Here is a 16458-nt window from a genome sequence, read left to right as displayed (position 1 = left end):
GCCTATGGACTGCGGCATGTGGCGCTGCCCGCCTCGGGCCTGTACCCGATCGCCGTGATCGCCATCGCGGCGCTGGCGTACGCGGCCGGCGCCATATGCTCGGTCGGCGCGGGAGCGGGCGTGGGCTCGGGGGCGGGAGCGGGGGCCTCCGGCGCGGGAGCGGGGGTGGGAGCGGGAGCCGGGGGCTCGTTCCGTACGGCGGCGCGCGCCGCGGCGGGGCCCTGCCCGGCAGGCGTCGCCGGCACGGGAGCGTGGCCCTGGAACTCCGGCCCGGGGACGTACCCCATCGCGGGCCCGGGGCCGCCGCTCGAGAGGGTCGCGCCCCGCTCCAGCCGGTCCAGCCGGGCCTGCACCGAGCGCTCGTCGTCGAAGGCGGCGGGCAGCAGCACCCGCGCGCAGATCAGCTCCAGCTGGAGGCGCGGCGAGGTCGCCCCGCGCATCTCCGTCAGCCCGGTGTTGACCAGATCGGCCGCGCGGCTCAGCTCGGCCGCCCCGAACACGGACGCCTGCGCCTGCATCCGCTCGACCACGTCGGCCGGCGCGTCGATGAGGCCCTTGTCCCCGGCGTCCGGCACGGCGGCCAGGATCACCAGGTCCCGCAGCCGCTCCAGCAGGTCGGCGACGAAGCGCCGCGGGTCGTTGCCGCCCTCGATGACGCGGTCCACGACCTCGAAGGCCGCGGCCCCGTCGCCCGAGGCGAAGGCGTCCACGACCGCGTCGAGCAACGACCCGTCCGTGTACCCGAGGAGGCCGGTGGCCATGGCGTACGTCACACCCTCGTCGGCGGCGCCGGCGAGCAGCTGGTCCATGACGGACATCGAGTCACGCACGGACCCGCCCCCGGCGCGCACGACGAGCGGCAGCACGCCGTCGGCGACGGGGATCTCCTCCCGCCCGCAGACCTCCCCGAGGTACTCCCGCAGGGTGCCCGGGGGGACGAGACGGAAGGGGTAGTGGTGGGTCCGGGACCGGATGGTCCCGATGACCTTCTCGGGCTCGGTGGTCGCGAAGATGAACTTGAGGTGCTCCGGCGGCTCCTCGACCACCTTCAGCAGAGCGTTGAAGCCCTGCGGGGTGACCATGTGGGCCTCGTCGATGATGTAGATCTTGTACCGACTGCTCGCCGGCCCGAAGAAGGCCTTCTCCCGCAGGTCACGGGCGTCGTCCACGCCACCGTGCGAAGCGGCGTCGATCTCGATGACGTCGATCGACCCCGGTCCGTTCCTCGCGAGGTCGCGGCAGGACTGGCACTCGCCGCAGGGCGTCGGGGTGGGACCTTGCTCACAGTTCAGACAGCGGGCGAGGATGCGCGCACTGGTCGTCTTCCCGCACCCGCGCGGCCCGCTGAACAGGTACGCGTGATTGACCCGGTTGTTCCGCAGGGCCTGCTGCAGCGGGTCAGTGACATGCTCCTGCCCGATGACCTCGGCGAACGACTCGGGGCGGTAGCGGCGGTACAGCGCAAGGGACGACACGCCTACGAGGTTATCGGGGCCCGCTGACAACCGGCGCCGCCCTCGGACGACGCCCGCCCCCGCCGGGAACGAAGCGCCCCCGCCCGGGAACGCAAGCGCCCCCCACGCACCCGCCAGAGCCGACCTACCCTTGCTGCCTTCCGGCCCTGGGGGAGTTCAGTCAGATAGCGCCACGTGAGGGGCTCCGCACAGGGTACCTGATGTCCGGGGCGGGAACGAGTTCGCGAGCACGGCTCAGCGTCTTGTATTGTTTGCCGCGGAGGATTCGCCTAGAGGCCTAGGGCGCACGCTTGGAAAGCGTGTTGGGGGCAACCCCTCACGAGTTCGAATCTCGTATCCTCCGCCATTGCTCTCACCGGGCAATACGTTGAAGGGCCCCACCTCGCGGTGGGGCCCTTCGACGTTGTCCTCAGACCTCGTTGTCCTGGTTTTTGTCCACAGGGCGCGTGTCCGGCGGTCCCCAGATGGCTTCCGCGATCTTCCGGGCCACGTCCTTGAGCATGGCGTCCGGCACGTGGAGGTACCGGGCCCGCATGCTTGCGGAGGTGCCCGGCTCCCACCCCATGATCTGATCGATGACCCGGTCCGGGACCCCGAGCAGCATGAGCACGGTGGCGGCCGTGTGCCGGGCATCGTGCAGCCGAGCGTTCCGAACCCCCGCGTCTTCCAGCAGACGCTTCCAGTCGTGGTAGTCCGTGTTCGGGCTCAAGGGGCCGCCCAGGGGCTTGGTGAACACATAGTCCGACTCGGCCCACAGGTCGCCGGCCGCCTTCCGCTCGCGCGCTTGCGTCTCGGCATGGGCGCGGAGCATCGAGACCAGCGGACCAGGCAGGGGCACGGCACGCCGGCCCGCTCGGGACTTGGTGTTCTTGGTCTCGCGCCGGACCTGCACCTTGCCCGGGCAGTACCCCGCCTTCCGGCCGCACGGTGAGGCTTCCGGGCACCCGTGCTCGTACCTGGGGCGCAGACGGTTCCGCCGCAGCTTCAGGTACTCGTTGCCCAGGTCGACGTCAGACCAGCGCAGCCCGAGCGTCTCGCCCTGCCGCAGTCCGAGCGCCAGTGCCAGCATCCAGCGAGCGCTGTTCCGGCGTTTGTTGGCTTCCAGCAGCAGGCACTGGACCTCTTCCACGGAGTAGGGCTCTACCTCTGATTCGTCCTCTTCCATCCGCGGCGGCTTCGCCAACGCGGCAGCGTTCCTTGCCGCGTGACCACGCCGTACCGCCTCCCCCAGAGCGGTTCGGGCGGTGCGGTGAGCCTGATGAGCGGTACCGGCCTTGCGCGCCCCGTTCGCCTGCATACGGCGATACAGACTCTCCAGGTGCTCGGGCTCCAAGCGGTCAAGGCGGTGCTTGCCGACACCGGGCACGAGGTGAACGCGAACGGCGACCTCGTACCCGTCGTACGTGTTCTCGCTGACGGTCGGCTTGGCGATGTTCTCAACCCAGTGCTGAAGCCATTTCCCGACCGTCCACGGCTTGCCGGGCTGACGCGCCGAACCCGCGTCGCGCTGCTTCTCCAGCTTCTTGACCTCGTCGACCAGATCCTCGCGCGTCTTGCGCGTCAGGTGTCGGCGGTACGGCTCCCCGTTGTCCTTGTAGCCCATCGGCACACGGGCGTGCCAACGGCCGTCTTTCCCGAAGTAGATCGCGGATTCGCCGTTGGCGCGGCGGGTGCCCTTCTTCTTCTCTGCCACAGGCAGGCTCCTGTTTGTTGGTGTCGGGATGGGGACCGGGGCGGCGGGCTTTCCTGTCCGGGAGTGCCGCCGCCCCGGGCGTCGTCAGGCGGCGCGTTGGGCTGCGCGTCGGCGGGCGACGTATTCGGCGGGCGCGTCCGCAGGGACGCGACGGAGACGGCCGACGTCGATGGACTCCAGCTCTCCGGTGCGGATGAGCGCAAAGCATGTGGTCCGGCCGATACGAAGGCGACGGGCCGCCTCCTCGACGGTGAGGAGAACGAGGGTGGTGTCGAATGCGTCGACGGGGGGCGTGTCCATGCAGAGATCTCCCTGGAACCGAAGGAGGATTTGGGGGCCTTGCGGAGGTAGCGGAGGGCGCGCCTGTCCGAGGTGTGGATTTCTGCGTCACCGCGTCATCTGCGTCATTCGCGCGCCTGACCTGCGGTTTTGAGTGACGCAGAGGGGCAGGGCGTGTGTCACCGGTGACACGGGCCGTCCGTCATCGGTGACGCGGGTGACGCGGGATGACGCAGCCACTGTCCGTCTGCGTCACCGCTGTAGTGGCAGGTCACGGGCCGTTCTACGTAGCCGGGTGACGCGGGTGACGCAGCGTCCCTTTCCTTCGGACAAGAGAAGGGGGGTGTCTGTTGTGGTGCGGCGCGGCGCAGAGCGTGAAGAAGGAGCCGCTGCGCGGCGCGACCATCGGGCGGCGCGTTGCGCCGAACAGCAAGAGGAGCACGCCTGGCCCGTGGTGCTCCTCTTGCTTGTGCGGATCGGTCGTGGTGCCGCAGGTCAGAACACCTGCTCCTGCTCGTGTGACGGCGGTGCCGGCGGTCGGGTCATCTCGATGTAGCGGGCTGTTTTGGTGCGGCCCCAGTCGATGAGGACGCCGCGGGCGGCGAGGGTCGGCTGGAGTCGCTTGAGCCGGTCGGAGAGGACTTTGCCCGTGGTGGGCCAGCCCTTGGGCAGGGGGCGGCAGTCTTCGCCGGTGTAGAGGCGGGTGAGGCAGTGGAGCCACTCGGCGGAGCTCATGCGTGCCTCCGCGCCCGCATCCATGCCGGCGGCGTGCTGCAGCACGGTCTGGGCGAGGAGATCACCCTCGATCACGTCGTCGTTGAGGTCGTCCAGGCTGGTCCGGTAGGCGTTGAGCGCTCCCAGACCGGTCGCCGCGTCGAGCTGTGCGCACAGATGGGCGAAGTCGGCCATGCGCAGATCGGTGGGGATGTCGGCCTCGGCCGCGCGGACCTTGACGGTGAGGTCGAGGAGAGACCCCAGGACGACGGGCAGGACCTCTTCGAACTCCGTCCACAGTTCGGCCTCGGTGCGCCGGACGCGGGGGCGTTCCAGGCGAAGCGGGAGGAGGCGTTCGGCGAGGTCGGGGCGGATGACGCCGACGTCGATGCCGGTCAGGAGCAGGGGGCGGCGGTAGCGGGCGCGGACGACGTCGCCGTCGGTGTACAGGGCGCGTTTGATGGTCTCGGCTCCGGTGACGATGCAGCACATCAGGTCGGAGAGATCCGGGGCCAGGTGGGAGAGGTTGTCCAGGGCGGTGACCCATCCGGCGGCCACGGCCGCGATCAGGTTCTCCTCGTCCTTCGGAGCGCGGCGCAGGTCGCCGCTCATGCCCTCGATGATCCGCACGAGCATCCGCCCGCCGGTGGACTTGCCCGCGCCCTGCGGGCCGGTGAGGAACGGGGCGGGGACGGGCACGGACGGCCCGAGGCAGCCGATGAGCCAGGCGACGGCCAGGCATTCGGTCTCGGCGCCTGCGAAGTTGCACAGCCGCAGCAGGAGGTCGACGCCCTTGCCGTCGGTGTCCTTGGCGGGCAGCGGCAGTTCGCCGGTGAGCTGGGTGCGCCGCCAGCACACCTCGCGCGGGTCGGGGGTGAGCACGTCCCAGCCGGTGGGGTGGATGCGGACGGACTGCCCGTCGTTGCGGCCCAGGTCGAGCCACGTCGCGCCGTCGAATCCCGGCGCGACGCGGATGTGTACGGGCTGCACGTCCTGGCTCATCGCCAGTGCCTCGATCAAGTCCAACGCCTCCTTGAGCGCGGTCCCGTTGAACACGCCGTAGCCGTCCTTGAACAGGCCGACCATGAGTTCCTGGCGGTGGCTGCCCGAGGTGCCCTGAGAGCGGATCGGACGGGCCACGGGATGGCCGTTCTTCTGCGCGAACACGGTCCCGTCGGCGGTGCGGAAGTACCGGAAGTGCTCTTGGGCGTAGTCGGCGATGACCTCGCGGGCCGGGGTCTTGTCGTCGTCGGACATGGCTACAGCCCCAGACTCGCGCAGGCGTTGGCCCACGCGTCGGCGCAGTGCCGGGGGGACTCGCCCTTGGCCTGCGCGGCGGTGAACAGCCTGGCGATATGGGCGTCCGTGAGGCACCCGCACCGACCGTGGACGGACAGCACAGCGAGGAACGTCCGGTAGACCGTGGTGTGCACCGCGCTGCGGGCCTCGGTGATGCGCTGCTCGGCCATGGCGATCCCGCGATCCAGGTAGGCGGGCGTGCGGTGGCGGCACTCCCCGCCCTCGGCCCGCGCGGGGACGGCGATGGTCTGCGACGCCGGCCGGACCGTGGCGGGTTCCTTCACGGCGAGCGCGCGCACGGCCTCCGGCAGGGCGGTCATGCTGTTGGTGCCGGGACCGAGCCACCGGGCGTAGGACATCGTGGACTTGATGTCGACGCCGTCACGGACGCCGTTCACGGACCGCATGACGCCTTGGTAGAGCCAGTGCTCGCCCCGTGTCGTCGGCACGGTGCGGGTGGCGGGCAGGGTGGCGCGGGCCCAGTCGACGGCCGCCGCGTTGTCGAGGTCGACCACGGTCATCCCGCCGCCGCCGGGGTGGTAGGCGACGGCGGCGGCCCTGCGCCACGCGGACGCCCATGCCGGGGAGGCGAGGACGCCGGGGTCTGTCGTGGCGGCGGCCCAGCCGTGGCACGGGTGCGGGCAGGTGCAGGGGCCGGGGGTCTTCATGTTCGGCCGGCCGCCGCATGCATTCTTTGCGCACGCCGGGCAGTTGCCGAAGGGCACCTTGCCCTTGCGTAGCGGCAGCACGGGCAGGCCGTCGGCCGCGAGTCGGCGGGCTGTGTGCAGGTGCTCGCTCATGCCGCCGCCTACAGCACGCGGGAAGCCAGGAACGCGCGGCCTTGAGCCGTGCACTCGCCGGACGTCGGTGGGTTGAGTCATGCTGGTTGGTCTCCAGTTCCTTAGAGGGGTACTGGCTGACAAGGGCGGTCCCGGACTGGGGCCGCCCTTGGCGTAGCTAGCCGTAGAACTTGTTCCGTTTGATCACGGCCTTGCGGATGTTCACCGTGGTCCCGCCGCTTGCGGGGCGGTGGCCGAAGACCTGCACGGCGATCCAGCCGCCGAAGACGACGGCGGCGAGGACGATGAGCTGCTGGACGAACGCGGCCAGCGCGACGATGAACGAGGTGAGCAGAACCAGCCCGCCGCACACAGCGGCGAACCCGATGCCGCCGAGCGCGATGTTCGCCGCCGTCCGAGACGCGGCCGGCCTCGTCTCGACGGGCACCGGGGCCGGGGTGAGGGCATAGCCCGTGATCACTCGTCCGTCGGGGAGCACGATGCTCTGCACCGCCGGGACGGTGCCGGACTGTATGGGTACGAGCGGTGCGGTGGGCGGGTGCAGGGTGATCGGTTGCAGGTGATGGACTTCGACGGCCGTGGGCCGTTCGGCGTCGGTCATCGGACCTCCCTGGGATGGCGGCGGGCCCGCGCCACGGTGGTGGCGCGGGCCCGTGCGGGTGGGTGTCAGGGGGTGTCAGCGGGTGGTGTCAGGAGCGCGTGACACCGGGTCTGCCTAGGGGTTTGGGTGTCAGGCGGCCCTGACGGTGTCAGGCGTCAGGCGGGTGTCAGGGTCGGGACGATGCGCCAGCGTCCGGTCTTGCCGGTCTCCTTCAACCGGCCCTCCATGTACGCCTCCTTGAGCTGCTGGGACACCCACGGGCGGGACAGCCCGTGGGCGTCGCACCAGTCCTTGAAGTCGACCGGCCCCACGACCATCTGTCCCTCGCGCTCGAAGTCGGCCAGCGCCTGAGCGAACAGGTCGCGGGCTGCCTCCGGGGACGGCCTGCGGCCCGTGTCCTGCCCGAAGATCGGAGCGTCGTCGCCCTGCTCCGGCTCGGGGAGCTCCGCCTCGGGGTCGATGTCCTCGTCCTCGGGATCGACCAGCGGCCCGTACCCGGTTTCGTCCATGTCGTCCTCCTCCATGACGGCCGGTGCGGTCGCCTCGTCGCCGGGTCGGCCGGTGTAGGCACGCCCTGCGACGCCGGAGGCGGCCCCCGCGGTAATCGGGTCGGCGGTCGCGCCGTTGCGCTGCGCCCACGCCGCGAGGACTTCCATGCGGGACACCGACCGGTGCGTGAACGCCTGTGTCCGGCCCGGCGAGGGATAGCGGGTCTCGTCGATGCCGGGGCTGACGACGTAGCAGTAGCCGGGCCGGCGGTTGCCCCACGCGCCGGGGTGGGCACCCGCGTCGATGACCGCCTCGGGGAGGCTGAACCCCTCGTCACGCGGGTCGCAGCCGAGCGCCACCACCGACGGCAGCGACGCCCGCGTCGAGGTGGACATCTGGTCGTACGACGGCCGCTGAAGCGACACGACCAGCGACACGCCGGCGGACCGGGCCTCCTGAGCGATCCCGGTGAACACGTCGTCCCCCAGAGCCCGGAGGGTGTTCGCCGCCTCCTCCATCCACGCCACCAGGAACGGCATCCCCTCACAGCCGCACGCCCGCCCGTCCGAGCGGCAGGTGTGCTCGGTGCTGGTCTGCCGCTCGGCGCACTCGGGGAGCCACTGGCGGTAGGAGTGCTTGCCCAGCCACGCGGTCCGCGCCGGGATGGCGGCCTTGATCGCCTCCACCATGACCTCGGTGGGGGTGCCGCCCTCGGCCGCCCAGTCGATGCCGGGGAGCAGGGGCCGGAAGTCCTGGAACATCTTCGGGTCGGACAGCCACAGCAGGACGTCCCGGCGGGAGAGGATCTCCGTCTGGAGGTTCAACGCGGCATCGCCCTTGCCCGACCCGGTGCCGCCGGCGATCAGGACGTGGGTGGAGTTCCTCTTGGCCTCGGGGTCGCCGGGGAGCCAGAGCACGAGGGGGGAGCCGTCGTCGTAGCGTCCGATCACCAGCGGATCGGCGATCGAGCCGCCCAGGTTCGACGGGCCCGCCCATTCCACGAACTCAGCGAGCATGTCCTCAGGAACGATGACCAGCTCGCCGCGCCGCGCGGAGTCGGGGTTGGGGGTGTAGCGCAGGGCGGAGGTCGGCAGATCCAGGGCGGACGCGAGGCGTCCCAGAGCCTTGGAGACGTCCTCGTTCGTCTGCTCGCCCGGCTCCAGCGCGATGGGAGCGGTGACCCGGTTCGGCTCCACCGTGACGTTGCCGATCTGCGCCCGCGCCAGCCCCACCTTCTCCAACAGGCCCTTGTCGCCGCTCTGGCCGGTGGGGTCGGCGTTGCGGCGCAGGATCATCCGTATGTTCCACGACAGCGCCAGCACCGGCCCGCCGATCAGATACATGTCGCCCAGCGGGCCCGCCGTCGGCCCGGCCAGACACGCGGCCGTCAGCCACGTCGACCCAGCGGCAACGGTGACGGCGGAGTGCAGACGCCGCTGCTGGGTGGTGGACTTGCCCATCCACCACGTCGCGCCGGTCAGCGCGACGGACGCCAGGGTCAGACCGACCCCGGCCGCCGCGCTCTGCGCCCACTGGAGACTGCCCAGCCCGCCGGCGATGCCGACGCCGGCGGCGGCCAGCCACGGAGGAAGGTGCGGCATCGCCCGGTTCAGGAGATAGACGCCCACACCACCACCGGAGGCGTGGTCGGGAGCGTTGAAGGCGGCCATGGTCGTCCCGTCGTCCAGGAACCCGGTGGCGTGCCGCCCGCGCCGGTTGCTGCTGGTCATCGCGTGATGCCCCCTCTCTTACTGCTGGGCCCAGTTCATGGGCGGCTGCTGCGGCCTGCGGGCACGGTGACGGACCCGGTTGATCTCCTCCTCGAACTCCTGCTGGAAGGCGGAGTAGCAGGCGGCGGCGTTCTTGGCCGCGTCCCTCAGATCGTCGGCGGCCCGGTTCAGCTTCCGGGCCACCTTCGCCGCGCGGATGCGCGAGCCGAACGCCCGCCCCTCCGGGTCGGGCACGGCCGCGAGCACGCCCTTGAGGATCTCCGAGCCCATCGCGACCTCGATGGACAGCGTCACGGCCGCCGCCCGCAGCGTGTTGCAGTAGTGCCGCACCTGCGCCGGGGAGGTGAACTCCGGGGCGGGCAGCAGCGCCTCGGCATGCGGCCGGCGACCGTTCGCCCCCGCGCCGCTCTTGCTGTTGTTCACGGTGACGTTGATCGGCGGCACGAGCGAGCCGCCCAGCGCGCCGACGAACCCGCCCGCGGCGGCACCGGCATTGGCGAACTTGCCGGTCTTCGGGTCGTTCACAGGCCCGCGCGGACGCTGGCCGTTGGTGTTCTGCGCCATCGGTTCTCCTCAGGTCAGCGGGACGGGCGGACGATGAACCACGTGGTCTGCGCGGCGATCCAGATGAGCAGCCACAGCAGCACCAGCGGACCGGCGAGCGGGCCGAACCCGGCGGCCAGCGCCAGCCACACGGCCGCGAGCGTGGCGAGCGCGGTCAGGCCGATGCGCCAATGCAGGGTGGAACCGCGCGCGGGGCGGCGGCGCTGCATGACCAGCAGCCACACCGCCGGCAGCGCGGCGACGGGGGCGAGCACGAGACCGGACCACCACGCGGTCAGGTGCAGCAGCGCGGCCACGACGAACGCGACCACGGACAGGCCGGTCGGGGCGAGGGCGGAGCGGAAGCGCCAGAGCAAGCGGCCGATGAAGCCGAGCGCCTCGCGGGTCAGGGACGGGCGCTCGGGCACGACGATCACTAACGGGTCGGAGCCACGCCCGCGCTGACGCGGGACACGGACCGTGTGGACACCCGCCGCCGACTTCGCGGCGCGGGTACGGGTACGGCTGGACACAGCGAAACTCCCAGGTCGAAGGGGATCAGGCGGCGCGCTGCTCGTCGGCGCGGGTGAAGGTGGCGTACTGGCCGGGGGTGATCAGACCGGACTCGCGCCATTCGGCGAGGAGATCGGCCTGTCCCTCGATGCCGTCGCACTTGGCACACAGTCGCCCGGCCGGGCGACGTCGGCGCGAGCCGGGCGGGCGCTGGCCCCACGTGCACGCGGTCAACCCGAGTGCTTCGGCCTCGCGCTGCAAATCCCGAAGGGGCTTGGCGGCATGGGGGTAGAAGAACTCGATCTCGTCGAGTTCATTGGGCTTGGCGAACGCCCCGCACAGGCACTCCCCCGACATGTGCAGATGAACGGTGACCGCGTTCAGCGGCAGTGCATCGGGCCAGCAGAGTTGGTGTTCGGCGTGCTGGTGAGGGAGGTTGCAGCGATGCCGGGCGCGGTATTCGCGCATGTGGGCGTCGGTCCAGTGCACGATCGGGGAGACCCAGAGCAGGGCACCCTCGCGGTCGACCTCTTCGGCGTTGCGGAACCTGCGGTCGGTCTCCGCCCACCGCATCCCGCCCAGGTAGACGAGGTTCCGGGAGCGTCCACGGCGGCCGATGATCTGCCCCCGCAGGCGCTGCAACGGCTCGTCCTTCAACCGCCGGTACATCACGGAGTGCCCGGCCGGGCCAGGGAAGCCCTTCCACACCACACGGCCGATGCTCTTCCCTCGCGTCGACAGCACGTTGCCGAGTACGAGATCCCGGTAGGAGTGCTTGGGGCGCAGCTCGTGCAGGCGCTGGCCCCAGGCGGCGACCACATCGCGAACGTGCTGAGTGGTCTCCGGGATACCGGTACCGGTGTTGACGTGGGCGATCGCGTTCACGCGGTGGCGGAACAAATGGTTGACGACTACCGAGTCGTTGCCTCCGGAGAACAGCCCGATCACGGCCTCCACCGGGAACGCGGCCAGGACCCGATCGAGGATGGCGAACGAGCGGGCGATCGCCTCGTCCAAGGTCAGCGCCTCAGGCTCGACCTCTGCCTTCGGCGGCCGTCCGGTGATGCGGTCGGCCATGCCGGGGAACATGTCTGCCACGACGCGCTGCTTCTTGCTGCGTGCGGTCATGCGCTGGCTCCTTCCAGCGCCGGCGACGCGGCGGCCGGGTGGCCGGGGGCGCGGTGCTCGGCGTAGCGGGTGGAGACCCAGCCGACCGACCAGCCGCACAGCTCAGCAGCCGCCCGCACCGGGAGCCTGGACTGGAACGCGGCCTGCACGAGCCTGCGGGCCCGGTCCTCGGCGAACTTCTCCGTGGCCGGTCCCAGGGCCAGCAGCGAGGCACGCTCACGCTCGGCACGCTCCTCGCGCTCAGCGTGTTCACGGTCTTGGCGATCGGCGTCCTCGCGTTGACGGCGTTCACGCTCCTGCCGCTGTTGTTCACGCTCGCGTTCAACGCGTTTACGAGCCTCGCGCTCGGCAGCCTCGTGGGCGGCCTGTTGCTCGCGTTCCTCATGGCGGGCCCGCTCTTCCCTATCAGCTTGTTCACGTGCCAACCGGGCTTCGTGCTCACGCTGTTCACGGGCCAGCAGCGCGGCGTGCTCGCGCTCCTCGCGGGCCCGCCGTACCGCGGCCTCGCGCCGTTCGTCCATCGCCCGCTCACGGGCCGCCCGCTCCGTGCGCTGCTTGTCTTCCAGCTCCGCAACGGCGGCAGTGATGGCCCGCCGGTAGGCGAGCCCGGTCTCTGAGGTGACGATCAGCAGCAGCGGGGCGACGGCGTGCACGGCCACGCCGACCAGGTCGTATTTCAGGGCGGAGTCGGCGACGTTCAGGGCGAGGGTCATGCAGCCGGTCATCCAGCGCAGGACCACCGGCCACGGGCCGCCGTGACCCCCGAGACGGGCCAGCACCGCATCGAGCCGGACCACGATCACGACCGCCGCGTCCACCACGAGCGGCAGGATCGGCGCGGTCCAGTCCCACTTGTCGGGGGTGTGGGCGGCGGCGAGGGGGGTGACGGTGAGGATCGAGTACAGCATCGCGCCCGCCACGATCAACCACGTGCCGACCGACAGTGCACGCTCCGCTGAACGGATCTGAACGGCGTTCACGCGATCGCCCCCGTCCGTGAACGCACCCCGACTGCAGCGATCAGGATGACCGGAGAGGCGGGGTCGTCGTGGGTCTCGGTGTCCTCGGTCCACTCCCACGTGGCGTCTGGCAGCGGCTCGAACCCGAGGACGTTGAGCGCGTTCACGCGGTCCGTGAACGTCGGTACCGCCGGGCCGAACCGGTACTCCGGCCACCGCTCGGTGGTGTTCATCAGCACCACGTACAAGCGCCACCGGCCCTCGCGCATGGACATCTGAGCCGTGAACACGGCCGCCATCAGGCCACCGCCGACGAGGCGGTGCGGCCCTGGTTCGACAGGGTCCGGCGCGCGGCCAGCACCTTGCGCCGCGCCCGGCGGATGCGCTGGTGGTCCACCTCGGTGGGCGTGCGGTCCAGCAGGCTGATCCGCACGTCCAGCAACTCGACTTCCGCCTCGATCAGCGGCATCTCGCACTCGATCGCGTCCAGCTCAGCGGCCGTCGGACCGCCGTCGTGCCCGTCGCGGGTAACAGCCGCTTGAACAGCAACGATGTGTTTCATGGGTCGTGGTTCCTCTCACAGGGCGGAACGGCCCGAACAGCGGCCCCGGTGTTCCAGCACCGGGGCCGCGCGCCGTTGTAGGCGATCAGCCGCGCTATGCGCGGCACGGCCGCGAGCAGCGGCCGGAGTGCCCCGGGCGGGAGTCGATCCCGCGCCCTCGCGGCTGGATGCCGGGGCTGAGTTCTCGCGTGCTGCTGGTGTCTCCTTCGGGAACACGGGCTCCCGTTGTAGGCGTATGGAGACGCTGGCCTTTCGGCCTAGCCATCCGGTTGACCAGGGATCCGGTGCCCTCAGCCCGCTCTGTCCCGGGCCCCTTACCTCGACCAGGCCAGTTCTGAGCCCAGGCGTGTCAAGGTCTGGCACCCGTTGGTCAGTTGGACCGACCGGCGGGCACATCCCTAAGGTTCCCTAGGGTTCCCTGCGGTGTCAAGCGGTAAGCTAGGGAACCCCAGGGAAGTGACGACAAGGAGCAAGCGACGTGGCAGGCCAGGCCGACAACCGAGCGCCGTACGCGAGGATTGCCGCCCACTACATGGAGCTGATTACCTCTGGTCAGCTACAGCCCGGAACGCTCTTGCCGAGCATCAAGAACCTTTCGGAAGAGTGGAAGGTAAGCACCGCGACGGCCGAGAAAGCCTTGCGAAAGCTGCGCAACGAGGGGCTTGTTCGAGGCATCCACGGCATCGGGACCGAAGTGCTGGACCGGCCCGGTCCGATGTCTTCGGGCTCCCAGCGGCAGGACAGAGGGCGTCGCACAGGGTCCAGCTGGGGGGCGGGAGAAAGGTCCGACTCGCATCAGGCGGCCGTAGTGCCCGCACCCGCCGAAGTGGCGCAAGCACTGGACATTGAGCCCGGCTCGGACGTTGTCCGTCGTAGCCGGGTCTACAGGGACCGGCACGGCATCGTGGCTCACAGCACGTCTTGGATTCCCGCTCGGTACGCGAAGCTGATCCCCCAACTAGCAGCGAGTGAGCGTCTGACGGGGGGAACCTCTCTCCAGCTCATCGCCCAGGTAACCGGCCACCCGATCAGTCACCGCATCGACACAGCTTCAGCCCATGCGCTGACGCCGGAGTATGCACGGCTCTTGGAACTGGATCCTGCCAGCCCGCCCACGGAGCCAGTGGTCGTGATGACAGCGAAGTTCGTCGACAGCGAGGGCAGCATCGTGGAGTACGGCGTGGACCTCGGCGGTCCCGGCCGCACATGGCGCACGGAGTCAGAGGTCTCCCCGTGACAGTCATGGATGGCACGCCCGAAAGCGTGCTGGACGACCGTCTAGAGGCACTGCCTGCGGCCGGCATGACTGACACAATCACGTCCGAGGCCGAAGCCGAGGTGGCCACCACCTCCCGAGCAATGACGAGACCGATGCCCCCACACCCGCCATTCTGTGTCCTGATGGCCGGGCTTCCCGGCTCAGGCAAGACCACCCTCTCCCGCGCTCTCACCGCTCGCGGGTTCGTACGGCTGTGCCCGGACGAAGAGATGTTCCGGCGACATGGCGTCTATGGCGTGGACTTCCCGCGGGGCGTCTTTCCCACCCTTGAGCGGCCAGTCCTGGATGACGTGGCGGCCGACCTCAGTGAGCAGCTCAAGCAGGGGCACGATGTCGTCGTTGACCATGGCTTTTGGACTCCGGAGGACCGGGCTAGATGGCGCGCCATCGCGAGCGACGCCGGTGCCACACCTGTCCTCGTCTACCTCGCGGCCAGCCATGAGGAGCTCTGGGCGAGGATCAGCAAGCGCAACGAGTTCCACGCGAACGATCCCAACGCGATCTACTTCTCCGAGAGCGACCTGCAGCGGTACCGCACCCGGTTCGTCCCCCCTCAGGCAGACGAACCGCACCTCTTGTACGACGGTGATACTTCGGCCGTGATCGCGGCTCTAGAAGCGTCTCGTCTCTGACGACATCGGGGCATAGGAGGCCAGCGCGTTGCCGCGAGACTGCCTCCGCTTTGGCGGTGCATGCCAGACATTGCTGGCGTGCATCGTTTTGCTTTCCAGGCAATGCGAAGTAGGTGACGTGGGTTCGCTGCCCAGCGCTCCGTCTGGCGTGGTGCCAGTCTGCCCCTCTTGTCAGTCGCCGCCGCTACTCTCAGCGAAGATCGTTAGGCCAGTGATGAGGTGGGGGCACAAGTGGGTGGTCAGTTGCGTATTGGTCAAGTGTTTCGCTACGCGACCGGTAAGGATCCAGAGCCAGCAGAGCTGGACGGGTACCCCAACTTTCACCACGTGACTCACTCACCAGAGCTTGCCCGGGCCTTGCTGGAGGCCGGGATCAACGGCATGGCAAAGATCCGGACGCTGGAGGGGGAGCGGCGGCCTGTGATCCTCATTCGATCGAGTCCCTGGAAGGCCGGCACCGAGCAGACACCCTGGCACGACGTGTTCGATATGGACAACGGGCACGTCCGCTACTTCGGTGACCACAAGGCCACCACCACCGTCGCGCCCGGAAAAACTAACGGCAATGCGGCCCTGCTTGATGCCTTCACCGGGCACCAGGGACACACTCCGGAGGAGCGCGCGACCGCCATCCCGTTGCTGCTGTTCCGCGCGGTCTCGCGCAGCGGCAAGGTCAAGGGGCACGTCGAGTTCTGCGGGCTGGGCATCATCGAGCGAGCCGAGCGGCTGGTGCAGTGGGGCGGCAGCGACCACACGACGTTCACGAACTACGTCTACGACATTGCCCTCATCGACCTTACGGACGAAGACGACAAGGTCTCATGGGAGTGGATCGACGCCCGCAGAGACAAAACCGTGACCGACGCGACGACGCTCGAACATGCTCCGCGGGCTTGGCGTGAGTGGGTTAAGCACGGGAACTCGGCCTTGCCCAGGCTCCGCCGGCGGGTTGCCCGGGCCAAGGTGACCAAGGTGCCTGAGCAGCGGCCCAAGCCGGGAACCATCGAGGCCAAGGATCTGGAACTGATCTACAAGTACTTCGACGGGCGGAAGCACGACTTCGAGGCCGTGGCCTCTGCAGTCGCGGCAAGTTTGCTGCGCGGGGCCGGGAACAGTTACCTAGAGGGGTGGCTGACCCGTCGGTCCGGCGACGGTGGGGCGGACTTCGTAGGCCGGCTCGACATCGGCAGCAGGCTGGCTGGCACCAGTCTCGTCGTCCTCGGACAGGCTAAGTGCGTCAAGCTCAACAACCTGGTCACTGCCGAGCAGATCGCTCGCGTCGTGGCCCGGCTGCGACGCGGCTGGATCGGTGTATACGTCACAACCGGGGCCTACTCTGTGGCCGCACAGACGGAAATGGTCGAAGACCAGTATCCGATCGTACTGATCAACGGGCTGGACCTAGCTCGGGAGCTCAGGAGCATGGCCCGGGACGATCACGGCGGAGATCTCAGAGCCTGCATTGAGCACATACTGACCGGCCGGGAGACCACGATCACAAACCGGCGGCCTGAAGAGATTCTGCTTGAGTAGAAGCAGAGAAGTCAGTCGATCAGGCTCCGCCACCTGCGCATGCCGACGACGAGCCCCCTCACCCAACCGTCCTGCGACAGGAAAAGGGCTGGTCCACATGCATAGCACTCGACACTTCTCGGACAGATTTTGGCGACGCGGTCCTTCAGCCGCTCGCGGTCTCCGAGACTGGGAGGAGTCGTCTCAGCCGTTGCCCCGGAGGTCTCATGCTCGTCCCGTCTGTGCCTAC

General features: G+C 69.7%; 15 protein-coding genes, 1 tRNA gene, 1 other RNA gene and 1 pseudogene. 4 read left to right on the top strand and 14 right to left on the bottom strand.

Annotation, left to right across the window (positions count from 1 at the left end):
- Positions 1-119: 119 nt before the first annotated feature.
- Both AB0M39_RS33190 and ffs read right to left on the bottom strand, forming a co-directional pair.
- Positions 120-1475: pseudogene (locus tag AB0M39_RS33190) on the bottom strand (DNA polymerase III subunit gamma and tau); the annotation flags it as partial.
- Between the two features lie 88 nt (positions 1476-1563).
- An RNA gene (gene ffs / locus AB0M39_RS33185) (signal recognition particle sRNA small type) lies at positions 1564-1662 on the bottom strand.
- A 71-nt stretch (positions 1663-1733) separates the two neighbouring features.
- Between ffs and AB0M39_RS33180 the strand changes: the two genes are divergently transcribed.
- Positions 1734-1821: transfer RNA gene (locus AB0M39_RS33180), tRNA-Ser, on the top strand.
- Between the two features lie 63 nt (positions 1822-1884).
- Here AB0M39_RS33180 and AB0M39_RS33175 read toward each other — a convergent pair.
- The 12 genes from AB0M39_RS33175 to AB0M39_RS33120 form a co-directional block, all read right to left on the bottom strand.
- A complete protein-coding gene (locus tag AB0M39_RS33175; RefSeq protein ID WP_365370352.1) occupies positions 1885-3168 on the bottom strand; it encodes a site-specific integrase in 1284 nt (427 codons plus the stop codon).
- 84 nt (positions 3169-3252) lie between these two features.
- A complete protein-coding gene (locus tag AB0M39_RS33170) occupies positions 3253-3468 on the bottom strand; it encodes an excisionase family DNA-binding protein (protein WP_365370350.1) in 216 nt (71 codons plus the stop codon).
- 474 nt (positions 3469-3942) lie between these two features.
- On the bottom strand, positions 3943-5418 hold the full coding sequence (locus AB0M39_RS33165; RefSeq protein ID WP_365370348.1) for an ATP-binding protein: 1476 nt from the start codon (positions 5416-5418) through the stop codon (positions 3943-3945).
- Positions 5419-5420: 2 nt separating this feature from the next.
- On the bottom strand, positions 5421-6260 hold the full coding sequence (locus AB0M39_RS33160; protein ID WP_365370346.1) for a DNA primase: 840 nt from the start codon (positions 6258-6260) through the stop codon (positions 5421-5423).
- A gap of 157 nt (positions 6261-6417) precedes the next feature.
- A complete protein-coding gene (locus AB0M39_RS33155; protein WP_365370344.1) occupies positions 6418-6861 on the bottom strand; it encodes a hypothetical protein in 444 nt (147 codons plus the stop codon).
- Positions 6862-7016: 155 nt separating this feature from the next.
- Positions 7017-9020 carry a plasmid transfer protein TraB gene (gene traB / locus AB0M39_RS33150; RefSeq protein WP_365370358.1) on the bottom strand — a complete coding sequence of 668 codons (2004 nt, stop codon included), beginning with the start codon at positions 9018-9020 and terminating at the stop codon, positions 7017-7019.
- A 78-nt stretch (positions 9021-9098) separates the two neighbouring features.
- Positions 9099-9644 (bottom strand): plasmid transfer protein TraA, encoded by a 546-nt coding sequence (traA, locus tag AB0M39_RS33145; protein WP_365370342.1) that lies wholly within the window; start codon positions 9642-9644, stop codon positions 9099-9101.
- A gap of 14 nt (positions 9645-9658) precedes the next feature.
- Positions 9659-10156: a hypothetical protein gene (locus AB0M39_RS33140; RefSeq protein WP_365370340.1), complete on the bottom strand. Its 498-nt coding sequence runs from the start codon at positions 10154-10156 to the stop codon at positions 9659-9661.
- Between the two features lie 25 nt (positions 10157-10181).
- Complete coding sequence (locus AB0M39_RS33135) at positions 10182-11264, bottom strand: phosphoadenosine phosphosulfate reductase family protein (RefSeq protein WP_365370338.1); 1083 nt, start codon at positions 11262-11264, stop codon at positions 10182-10184.
- Positions 11261-12244 carry a DUF2637 domain-containing protein gene (locus tag AB0M39_RS33130; RefSeq protein WP_365370336.1) on the bottom strand — a complete coding sequence of 328 codons (984 nt, stop codon included), beginning with the start codon at positions 12242-12244 and terminating at the stop codon, positions 11261-11263. The genes AB0M39_RS33135 and AB0M39_RS33130 overlap by 4 nt, the downstream gene beginning before the upstream one ends.
- Entirely contained in the window at positions 12241-12522 is a 282-nt protein-coding gene (locus AB0M39_RS33125; protein WP_365370334.1) for a DUF6303 family protein, read from the bottom strand. The genes AB0M39_RS33130 and AB0M39_RS33125 overlap by 4 nt, the downstream gene beginning before the upstream one ends.
- Entirely contained in the window at positions 12522-12785 is a 264-nt protein-coding gene (locus AB0M39_RS33120; protein ID WP_365370332.1) for a DUF6284 family protein, read from the bottom strand. Before AB0M39_RS33120 ends, AB0M39_RS33125 begins: the two co-directional genes overlap by 1 nt.
- Before the next feature lie 478 nt (positions 12786-13263).
- Between AB0M39_RS33120 and AB0M39_RS33115 the strand changes: the two genes are divergently transcribed.
- The 3 genes from AB0M39_RS33115 (at position 13264) to AB0M39_RS33105 (ending at position 16229) form a co-directional block, all read left to right on the top strand.
- On the top strand, positions 13264-14022 hold the full coding sequence (locus AB0M39_RS33115) for a GntR family transcriptional regulator (protein WP_365370330.1): 759 nt from the start codon (positions 13264-13266) through the stop codon (positions 14020-14022).
- Positions 14023-14027: 5 nt separating this feature from the next.
- Positions 14028-14696, top strand: a complete 669-nt coding sequence (locus AB0M39_RS33110; protein WP_365370328.1) for an ATP-binding protein — start codon at positions 14028-14030, stop codon at positions 14694-14696.
- A 258-nt stretch (positions 14697-14954) separates the two neighbouring features.
- A complete protein-coding gene (locus AB0M39_RS33105; RefSeq protein ID WP_365370326.1) occupies positions 14955-16229 on the top strand; it encodes a restriction endonuclease in 1275 nt (424 codons plus the stop codon).
- The last annotated feature ends 229 nt before the right edge of the window (positions 16230-16458 follow it).

Source organism: Streptomyces sp. NPDC051907 (assembly GCF_040681075.1).
In the GTDB taxonomy this organism is placed as follows: domain Bacteria; phylum Actinomycetota; class Actinomycetes; order Streptomycetales; family Streptomycetaceae; genus Streptomyces.
Note: the sequence above shows the minus strand (reverse complement) of the source record. Positions and strands in the feature narration are given on the sequence as shown.